This window comes from Bradyrhizobium vignae (assembly GCF_004114425.1).
Classification (GTDB): domain Bacteria; phylum Pseudomonadota; class Alphaproteobacteria; order Rhizobiales; family Xanthobacteraceae; genus Bradyrhizobium; species Bradyrhizobium vignae.
Genome location: NZ_RDQF01000139.1, coordinates 1 through 1,606 on the forward strand (window position 1 = coordinate 1; position 1,606 = coordinate 1,606).

Genomic DNA, 1,606 nt, shown 5'->3' on the forward strand with positions numbered 1-1,606 from the left:
ATAGCGGCCAGTCCGTCGGAAGGATGATCGAGCAACATCGTCGTCTCCAGGTTGAATGGATTCAGCAACCCTCAGTCTGGCCTCAGACCTGGTCGCTATCCACTCCCCATGGAATCTTCGTCGCAAGAGCTCCTCGCAATGACGGAGGCCGTTGAAGCATCGAGGCAACGACAATGAAAAACACCCCGTTCGATCTCACCGGCAAAGTCGCGGTCGTCACCGGCTCCAGCCGCGGCATCGGCCGCTGCTCTGCTGAACTCCTGGCGAAGCTCGGCGCCAAGGTCGTGGTTTCCTCGCGCAAGCTTGAGCCCTGCAAGGAGGTCGCCGACGGCATCATTGCTGCCGGCGGCGATGCCCTCGTCATCCCCTGCAACATCGCGCGCAAGAACGAGGTCGAGGCGCTGATTGCAGGCGCGACCAGGCATTACGGAAAGATCGATATCCTCGTCTGCAACGCCGCGGTGAATCCCTATTACGGCCCGCTGCTCGACATCACCGATGAAGCCTTCGACAAGATCATGGGAAGCAACGTCAAGGGCAACATCTGGCTCTCCGCGCTGGCGATCCCGCAAATGGCCGAGCGCGGAGGCGGCTCCGTGATCATCATCTCCTCGATCGGGGGCTTGCGCGGCTCGACCGTGATCGGCGCCTACGGCATCTCCAAAGCCGCGGACTTCGCACTGTGCCGTTCGCTCGCCGGCGAATGGGGCCCGAAAGGCGTCCGCGTCAACTGCATCGCGCCCGGCCTCGTCAAGACCGATTTCGCCCGCGCCCTCTGGGAAGACGAAGCCAACCTGAAGCGCCGCACCGCCACCACGCCGCTCCGCCGCATCGGCGAACCCCACGAAATTGCCGGCGCCGTCGCCTATCTCGCCTCCGACGCCTCGAGCTTCATGACCGGGCAGACCATCGTCATCGACGGCGGAGTGACGACGGCGGCGGTGTAGGGTTTGACCACTTGCAATTGTATTGAACTGGCGCTTCACTTCACCCTCCCCTGGAGGGGACCCCTCCAGGGGAGGGTAAGAGAAGGGCCGCGCGAGCCGCTACGTTCGGCGGTGCTTCAAGGGTGTCGTCTCTGCCTCGCGCGATCCGTACAGCTCGACATAGATGCATTCGAGAACGGCGGTCAGATCACTCGTGATCTCCGAATTCCAGAATCGGATGACTCGATAGCCTTCGTTCTCAAGCCAGCGTTGACGTTCGAAGTCGCGTGCGGCCGTATCGTCTTCATTGTGGTGGCCGCCATCGAGCTCGATGATGAGGCGCTTGGCTGGACAGAAGAAGTCGACAATATAAGGACCAATTGGAGCTTGGCGGCGGAAGTGTGAGCCTTGGAGCGGGAGCTCCTTCAGCGCACGCCATAACATCCGCTCGTGCGGCGTGGTGTTGGCTCTCAGCTTCTTCGCGGCCGCGCGTCGGATTGATGTTGACACCATTGCTGTGGCTTCACCCCACCCCGCTCGCGCTAGGCGCGAGCGACCCTCCCCCTCCAGGTAGGGGAATCGCATATGGTGCTGGCAGGGTGTTGCCAAGCGGTTGGAACTGGATTCTTTGGGTGTCTCTCGATTCCAGAGGGAGACCTGAATGCGCAAGCTCAAGCGCC

General features: G+C 62.0%; 2 protein-coding genes. One reads left to right on the top strand and one right to left on the bottom strand.

All coding sequences use genetic code 11. From position 1 onward, the window contains the following. The first annotated feature begins 173 nt into the window (after positions 1-173). Positions 174-947: an SDR family NAD(P)-dependent oxidoreductase gene (locus tag EAV90_RS39110; protein ID WP_129146476.1), complete on the top strand. Its 774-nt coding sequence runs from the start codon at positions 174-176 to the stop codon at positions 945-947. Positions 948-1,046: 99 nt separating this feature from the next. Here EAV90_RS39110 and EAV90_RS39115 read toward each other — a convergent pair. Then, a partial coding sequence (locus tag EAV90_RS39115) for an endonuclease domain-containing protein (protein ID WP_245509743.1) occupies positions 1,047-1,606 on the bottom strand: 560 nt, incomplete at its 5' end.